Origin of the sequence: Xanthomonas axonopodis, from assembly GCF_001304695.1 — a bacterium.
In the GTDB taxonomy this organism is placed as follows: Bacteria; Pseudomonadota; Gammaproteobacteria; order Xanthomonadales; family Xanthomonadaceae; genus Xanthomonas; species Xanthomonas axonopodis.
Window position 1 is genome coordinate 19374 of record NZ_JFAQ01000191.1, and the last position, 7696, is coordinate 27069.

Below are 7696 nucleotides of genomic sequence, written 5' to 3' on the forward strand. Positions count from 1 at the left end.
TGGGCGCCTGATTCGCTGTATTGGCGTTTGGTCGGTCAGCGCCCCTTTGCGCGAGGCCGCCGCAGGCAGCTGCATGATGGCACCTGACCGCGGCCCGCAGCACGAACAGCTTGTCACCGCCGCGGCGCCGCGGGCACCGGCAACCAAGCAATCGCCCAGCTCACTGCAGATCGCGCAGGTCCAGCTTGCGCAGGCGCGGCGCCTTCCAGGCGGTGGTGGCCACCACGCCCAGGGTGACGCAGCCGCCGATGACCACCGCCGGCACCAGGCCGACCAGGCGCGCCATGACGCCGTCGTAGAACGCGCCCAGCTCGTTGGACGAGCCGATGAAGATGCCGTTGATCGAAGACACCCGGCCACGCATGGCATCGGGGGTGGCCAACTGCAGGATGGTCTGGCGCACCACCACCGAGACGCCGTCGCACATGCCGTACACCAGCAGGATCGCCGCGGACAGCCAGAAATGGCGCGACAGTCCGAAGGCGATGGTGCAGAGCCCGAAGCCGGCCACCGACAGCAGCAGGACGCGTCCGGCATTGCGCTGCAGCGGGTGCCGCGCCAGCCATACGCCAACCACGATCGAACCCAGCGCCGGCGCGGCGCGCAGAATGCCCAGGCCTTCCGGGCCATAGTGCAGGATGTCGTGGATAAAGGCCGGCAACATCGATACCGCGCCGCCGAGCAGTACCGAAAACATGTCCAGCGCCATGGCGCCCAGCATGATCTGGTTGGACAGCACGAACTGCGCGCCTTCGGCGATGCTGCGGAAGATCGGCGCATGCGGGCCCTCGCTGACCGGCTCACTGACACGCAGCAGTGCCAACGCCAAGATCGCCAGCATCGCCACGCTGGCGGCGACCCCGTAGGCCAGGCCCTTGCCGCCCCAGCCGACCAGCACACCGCCTAGCGCCGGGCCGATCACCATGCCGGCCTGGAAGGTGACGCTGCCGATGCTGGCACCGCGTGCGAATGCTTCGCGTGGCAGCGCCCGTGCGAACAAGGCGTTATAGACCGGCGACAAGAAAGAGCGCGCCGCGCCGGTGAGCGAGATGGCGGCATAGATGGGCCACACGCCTTTGACTGGCAGCCAGCCTTGCGTGATCGCCAACAGCAGCAGCGCGGTCGCGACCAAACTCAGCACGGCCACCATGCCCAGCCGGCGGCGCGGCAGCTGATCGACCAGGTAGCCGGCAAAGGGGGCGATGCAGAAGAACGGCAGGATTTCGGCCAGGCCGATCAGCCCCAGCGAGAGCGGGTTGCAGGTCATTTCGTAGATATGCCAACCGACCGTCACCGCGACGATCTGGTAGGACAGCATCGCCGCCACGCGGTACAGCAGCACCAGGCCGAAGCCTGGATGGGCGAGCAGGGTGCGCAGCGAATCGGCTGGCGATCGGGCTGGCGTGCTCACTACTGCGCGCGCGCGGTATCGCGGATGAAGGCCAGTATCGCCGTCACGCCGTTGCTGCGGGTCGGCGACAGATGCTTGGCCAAACCAATGCCGGCGATGTAGTCAGGCTCGGTGGCCAGGATCTCTTGCGCGCTACGCCCCGAATACACGCGCAGCGCTAGGTAGATCAGCCCGGAGACAATGGCCGAATCGCTGACGGCATGGAAATCCAGCCGCTCGGTGTTGCCTTCCGGCACGATCCAGACCATCGATTGGCAGCCGTGCAGACGGTGTTCTTCGGTTTTCCACTGTTCCGGGAAGGCGGGCAACTTGCGGCCAAGATCGATCAGGTACTGGTAGCGCTCGGACCAGTCGCCGAAGAAGGAAAACTCCTCGGCAATGGCTGCCTGCGCCTCGGTGGCAGTGGGTTCAAGCGGGAAGGGGGAGGTGGTCATCAGGACATCCGGAATCGTTTGCTGAAAGCCTCTCTCCCGGCGGGGCGAGGAGGCAAGGGTTGTACGCCACTGACGAGCAGGCCTTGGAGCGCCTGTGGCCAATGCATGTATCACCAGGTGCCAGGGCGGGGCACCCTTCGAGAGCTGTCGGTCATTGGTCTTGACTGGCGCGTGGCGATGCGCCCGCCATGACCGACGAGGGATTGTCGCTGCGGCGCACCCTCATCCGGCGCTGCGCGCCACCTTCTCCCGATGGGGGAAGGGTAGGCCATGCGCGTTTGACGTGGAGGTGTGCAGTTGCGGTTCCGGGGGATGAACAGAGTGCTGAACTCGCGCGTTGCCCCTCTCTCACCGGGAGAGGGGTTGGGGGTGAGGATAAATGCGAAGCCTGTTGAGATTGAAGTACACGACCTAGCCCGCACCTCCTCCGCCCGTGCGGGGTCTTCTCCTGGTGGGAGACGGGCGCATCACGCCCGCTTCCAACGCACGCCCTGCGGCGTGTCTTCGAGCACGATACCCTCGTCGGCCAGTTGCTTGCGGATGGCGTCGGCGCGGGCGAAATCCTTGGCTTTTTTTGCCGCGCTGCGTTCTTCCACCAATGCGGTAATGCGTGCATCGTCGCCAATGTCGGTGCCGCGCGAGAACCATGCAGCCGGGTCTTGTTGCAACAACCCCAGTGCCATGCCGGCAGCGAGCAACTTGGCGCGCGCGGCATGCAGCTCGGTCGTGCGCGCCGACGTTTCGCTGCTGTGCATCAGTTCGTTGCGCAATGCACGCGCGTCGGAGGCGATGCTTGCCATGACGGACAAGGCCAGCGGTGTATTGAGGTCGTCATCCAGAGCGGACTCCACCTCGGCAGGAATCGTCTTGGATAGTGCAAAGTCGCTGCCGTTTTTTTCGGCTTCCAGCGCAGCCAGATCCCGCAGCGTTCCATACAACCGGTCCAGCGTGTTCTTGGCCTGCTCGATCAGCCCATCCGACCAATCCAGCGGCTGACGGTAATGCGCGCTCAACAGCGCATAGCGCAGCGCTTCGGGCGGATGCCTGGCGATGAGCTCGTGCACGGTTTCGATATTGCCCAGCGACTTGCTCATCTTCGCGCCGCTGAAATTGAGCATGCCGTTGTGCAGCCAGAAGCGCGCAAAGGTGGCGCCGCCATGCGCGCACTCGCTCTGCGCAATCTCGTTTTCGTGATGCGGGAACTGCAGGTCCACGCCGCCGGCATGGATGTCGATGGTCGGTCCCAGATGGGCGGCGGCCATCGCCGAGCACTCGATGTGCCAGCCGGGGCGGCCGCGGCCCCACGGCGATTCCCAGCCGGGCAGATCGTCGCTGGAGGGTTTCCACAGCACGAAGTCGCCGGGGTCGCGCTTGTACGGCGCCACGTCCACACGCGCGCCGGCCAGCATTTCGTCCGGGTCGCGCCGCGAGAGTTTGCCGTAGCCATCGAAGCTGGAGACCGAAAACAGCACGTGGCCTTCGGCGGCGTAGGCGTGACCTTTGGCGATCAACTGCTCGATCATCGCCACGATCTGCGGGATATGCGCGGTGGCCTCCGGTTCGATGTCCGGTGGAACCACGCCAAGCGCCGCCATGTCCTGCCGGTAGATTGCCGCGAAGCGGTCGGTGATCGTCGCAATCGGCACGCCCTTCGCCTGCGCGGCGGCGTTGATCTTGTCGTCCACGTCGGTGATGTTGCGCGCGTAGCGCAGTGCGCCGTAGCGTCGGCGCAGCAGCGCGGCAAGCACATCGAAGACCACCGGGCCGCGGGCGTTGCCGATGTGTGCGTAGTTGTAGACGGTGGGGCCGCAGACATACAGGGTGGGGCTGGACGGATCGAGCGGCGCAAACGGCTCGACCCGCCGCGTCAGGTTGTTGTGCAGGCGCAGGCTCATCGGCATCCGAAAAAGGGCAATCGCGCGATTTTAGCCCGTTGTGGTGGGATGGCGAATCGCCAGCCTGACAATGGCGACCGGATGGGTTGCGTTCAGCCCCGGTGGCCGCAAGCTCCATACACTTACGTACTGACTGGCTGCACGTTCCCGGTACTGATGCGACCTTCTCCGTTCTTCATGCTGCTGTGTACGTTTGCCGGGCAAGTCATTCCGGCGCATGCGGCAGAGCCCGACCCCAAGAACCAGGCTGTGGTGATCGAGAACGTGAAGCTGGATTATGCGCAGGTGCTCAACGTCGAGCCGGTCTACCAGACGCTTCGCGCCACGCGTATCGAAGAGCAATGCGAAGCCGAACAGGCGGCACAGACTGCTGCAGCGCCTGCCGAGGACGAGGGCCGCATCAACCGCATGGTTGATTCGGTCAAGGAGATGTTCTCGCGTCGCCCCGAACCGGCCGCGCCCGCTGCGGTGCCGCCGACCAGCACGCGGCGCAACTGCAAGGTCGTGGAAGTGCCGCGCGAGTTCCGTCGGCCGATCGCCTTCGACGTGGACTACGTCTACAAGGGCACCAAATACCGTTCGCGCTTGCCGGAAGATCCGGGCAACCGGCTGCGCATCCGGGTCTCGGTGACCCCGTACATTCCCGACGTCGTCGTCGTGCCGCCGCGATGAGATGCGCGGCGGTTGCGCCGTGCCCACATGCGTGCGAGGATTCGCGCCCTATGCAAGCAAACGCCTTTCAGCACGACACCAGCGCCGCCCGGATGGCCTCCGGCATGACCTCGCGTGCCCGCCGACCGGAATCCCACATTTTCGCTGGGTAAGCCGGGGCGTTTGCTGTTCCGACGTTGAAGACCCAGCCCCAGGCTGGGTTTTTTCGTTTTGGCGTCACAAAAGTTTCAACCGTAAGAAACGCGCATGTCGCGCACCCCGTCGCTCCTGGCGGACCAACGCAGCAGCACGTAGCAAAGGATCGATCGATGTCACTGAAGCACTTCTTGAACACCCAGGACTGGAGCCGCGCCGAGCTGGACGCGCTGTTGACCCAGGCCGCGTTGTTCAAACGCAACAAGCTGGGAAGCGAGCTGAAGGGCAAGTCGATTGCGCTGGTGTTCTTCAATCCGTCCATGCGCACCCGTACCAGCTTCGAGCTGGGCGCGTTTCAGTTGGGCGGACATGCGGTGGTCTTGCAGCCGGGCAAGGATGCGTGGCCGATCGAGTTCAATCTGGGCACGGTCATGGACGGCGACACCGAAGAGCACATCGCCGAAGTGGCGCGCGTGCTGGGGCGTTATGTCGACCTGATCGGCGTGCGTGCGTTTCCAAAGTTCGTGGACTGGTCCAAGGACCGCGAAGACCAGGTGCTCAAGAGCTTTGCCAAGTATTCGCCGGTATCGGTGATCAACATGGAAACCATCACCCACCCGTGCCAGGAGCTGGCGCACGCGTTGGCGCTGCAGGAACACTTCGGTACCCAGGATCTGCGCGGCAAGAAGTACGTGCTGACCTGGACCTACCACCCCAAGCCGCTGAACACAGCGGTGGCCAACTCGGCGCTGACCATCGCCACCCGCTTGGGCATGGACGTGACCCTGTTGTGCCCGACGCCCGACTACATCCTGGATCAGCGCTACATGGACTGGGCCGCGCAAAACGTGGCCGAAAGCGGTGGCTCGCTGCAGGTCAGCCATGACATCGACAGCGCCTATGCCGGCGCCGATGTCGTCTATGCCAAGAGCTGGGGCGCGTTGCCGTTCTTCGGCAACTGGGAACCGGAGAAGCCGATCCGCGACCAGTACCAGCATTTCATCGTCGACGAACGCAAGATGGCGCTGACCAACAATGGCGTGTTCTCGCACTGCCTGCCGCTGCGTCGGAACGTCAAGGCAACCGATGCAGTGATGGATTCGCCCAACTGCATCGCCATCGCTGAAGCCGAAAATCGCCTGCACGTGCAGAAGGCGATCATGGCGGCCCTGGTGGGCCAGGGCCGCCGGGATTCGTGATTGGGGATTCGGGATTTGCCACGGCGAACCCGGCTCCCGCTCCTCATTCAGTCAACTTCTAAAGAGACCCCCATGTCGCAGCAGACCGCTTCCACCAATCCCGAATCCCCCGCCGCGACTTCCGGCACCAAAGACATCGTTCTCGCGTTTTCCGGTGGTCTGGATACCAGCTTCTGCATTCCGTATCTGCAGGAGCGCGGCTATGCGGTGCACACCGTGTTTGCCGACACCGGTGGTGTGGATGCCGAAGAGCGTGAATTCATCGAGAAGCGCGCCGCCGAATTGGGCGCGGCCAGCCACGTCACCGTGGACGGTGGCCCGGCGATCTGGGAAGGCTTCGTCAAGCCGTTCGTGTGGGCGGGCGAGGGGTACCAGGGCCAGTACCCGTTGCTGGTGTCGGACCGTTACCTGATCGTGGATGCCGCACTCAAGCGTGCCGAAGAATTGGGCACGCGCATCATTGCGCACGGTTGCACTGGCATGGGCAACGACCAGGTGCGTTTCGACCTGGCAGTGAAGGCGCTGGGCGACTATCAGATCGTCGCGCCAATCCGCGAGATCCAAAAAGAACACACCCAGACCCGCGCCTATGAGCAGAAGTATCTGGAAGCGCGTGGCTTCGGCGTGCGTGCCAAGCAGCAGGCCTACACCATCAACGAGAACCTGCTGGGCCTGACCATGTCCGGTGGCGAGATCGATCGTTGGGAAGCGCCGGGCGAGGGCGCGCGCGGCTGGTGCGCGCCGCGCAGCGCGTGGCCGAGCGAAGCGCTGACGGTGACGCTGAAATTCGTCGAAGGCGAAGCGGTGGAACTGGATGGCAAGCCGCTGCCGGGTGCCAAGATCCTGGCCAAGCTCAACACCTTGTTCGCGCAGTACGGCGTGGGCCGCGGCGTCTATACCGGCGACACCGTGATCGGCTTGAAGGGCCGCATCGTATTCGAAGCGCCGGGCCTGATTTCGCTGCTCACCGCGCACCGTGCGCTGGAAGATGCGGTGCTGACCAAGCAGCAGAACCGCTTCAAGCCGGACGTGGCGCGCAAGTGGGTGGAGTTGGTGTACGAAGGCTTCTATCACGACCCGCTCAAGAGCGATATCGAGGCGTTCCTGAAGTCCTCGCAGTCCAAGGTCAATGGCGAGGTGACGCTGGAAACCCGCGGCGGCCGCGTCGATGCGGTGGCGGTGCGTTCGCCGCACCTGCTCAACACCAAGGGTGCGACGTATGCGCAATCGGCCGACTGGGGCGTGGAAGAGGCCGAGGGCTTCATCAAGCTGTTCGGGATGAGCTCGACCTTGTACGCGCAGGTCAACCGCTGAGCAAAAGCCCCTCTCCCACGGGAGAGGGGCTGGGGGCGCCGCAGGAAACCTGCAGGATCGATCATGACGAACGCGTCGCCACGCGTCAGTCATGGGGAACTACTGCAGCATTTGCTTCCATCGTTCTCCATCTGGGCGCGTGGCGACGCGTTCGACCTAGTTGCTTCCCGAAGTTCGTGAGGCGCCCCTCATCCGCCCCTTCGGGGAATCTTCTCCCGGTGGGAGAGGAGGGCCACCGAGATGGAATCCATGCCCGCACTGCGCATCAGTACCGACAAGCAGGAACTCGATCTGCCGTTGATCCATCGCTTCCTCAGCGAGCAGGCCTACTGGTCCCTGGGCATCCCGCTGGACACGGTGCAGCGGGCGATCGCCGGCTCGCTGTGTTTCGGCGGTTATTGCGGGGGCATAGGGCAGGTGGCGTTTGCCAGAGTGATCACCGACGGTGCCACCGTCGGCTATCTCGCCGATGTGTTCGTGCTTGATGCACACCGGGGGCGCGGCTATGGCAAGCAACTGGTGGCGGCAGTGATGGCTCATCCACATCTGCAGGGCCTTCGCCGCTTCATGCTCGCCACCTCCGATGCGCATGCGTTGTACGCCCAGCACGGCTTCGCCGCGCCGGCGCGGCCGCAG

General features: G+C 64.5%; 7 protein-coding genes. 4 read left to right on the forward strand and 3 right to left on the reverse strand.

From position 1 onward, the window contains the following. Positions 1-160: 160 nt before the first annotated feature. The 3 genes from XAXN_RS16590 to cysS all read right to left on the reverse strand — a co-directional run bounded on the left by XAXN_RS16590 (position 161) and on the right by cysS (position 3740). Positions 161-1411, reverse strand: a complete 1251-nt coding sequence (locus XAXN_RS16590) for an MFS transporter (RefSeq protein ID WP_054320374.1) — start codon at positions 1409-1411, stop codon at positions 161-163. After that, the gene (locus XAXN_RS16595) at positions 1411-1845 is read right to left on the reverse strand and encodes a SufE family protein (protein WP_054320375.1); all 435 of its coding nucleotides are present in this window, start codon (positions 1843-1845) and stop codon (positions 1411-1413) included. Before XAXN_RS16595 ends, XAXN_RS16590 begins: the two co-directional genes overlap by 1 nt. Positions 1846-2312: 467 nt before the next feature. Next, a complete protein-coding gene (cysS, locus tag XAXN_RS16600) occupies positions 2313-3740 on the reverse strand; it encodes a cysteine--tRNA ligase (RefSeq protein ID WP_054320376.1) in 1428 nt (475 codons plus the stop codon). A gap of 177 nt (positions 3741-3917) precedes the next feature. On the opposite strand from cysS, the gene XAXN_RS16605 reads away from it, so the two are divergent. From XAXN_RS16605 to XAXN_RS16620, 4 genes are all read left to right on the forward strand, one after another. After that, entirely contained in the window at positions 3918-4412 is a 495-nt protein-coding gene (locus XAXN_RS16605; protein WP_054320377.1) for a hypothetical protein, read from the forward strand. A 308-nt stretch (positions 4413-4720) separates the two neighbouring features. After that, the gene (locus tag XAXN_RS16610; protein WP_054320378.1) at positions 4721-5746 is read left to right on the forward strand and encodes an N-acetylornithine carbamoyltransferase; all 1026 of its coding nucleotides are present in this window, start codon (positions 4721-4723) and stop codon (positions 5744-5746) included. A gap of 72 nt (positions 5747-5818) precedes the next feature. Next, a complete protein-coding gene (locus tag XAXN_RS16615; RefSeq protein ID WP_054320379.1) occupies positions 5819-7060 on the forward strand; it encodes an argininosuccinate synthase in 1242 nt (413 codons plus the stop codon). A gap of 240 nt (positions 7061-7300) precedes the next feature. Continuing rightward, a partial coding sequence (locus XAXN_RS16620; RefSeq protein ID WP_054320380.1) for a GNAT family N-acetyltransferase occupies positions 7301-7696 on the forward strand: 396 nt, incomplete at its 3' end.

Coding starts and splice junctions, on each gene's coding strand:
- XAXN_RS16595 (WP_054320375.1), bottom strand. CDS start 1,845: ATGACCACCTCCCCCTTCCCGCTTGAACCCACTGCCACCGAGGCGCAG.
- cysS (WP_054320376.1), bottom strand. CDS start 3,740: ATGAGCCTGCGCCTGCACAACAACCTGACGCGGCGGGTCGAGCCGTTT.
- XAXN_RS16605 (WP_054320377.1), top strand. CDS start 3,918: ATGCTGCTGTGTACGTTTGCCGGGCAAGTCATTCCGGCGCATGCGGCA.
- XAXN_RS16610 (WP_054320378.1), top strand. CDS start 4,721: ATGTCACTGAAGCACTTCTTGAACACCCAGGACTGGAGCCGCGCCGAG.
- XAXN_RS16615 (WP_054320379.1), top strand. CDS start 5,819: ATGTCGCAGCAGACCGCTTCCACCAATCCCGAATCCCCCGCCGCGACT.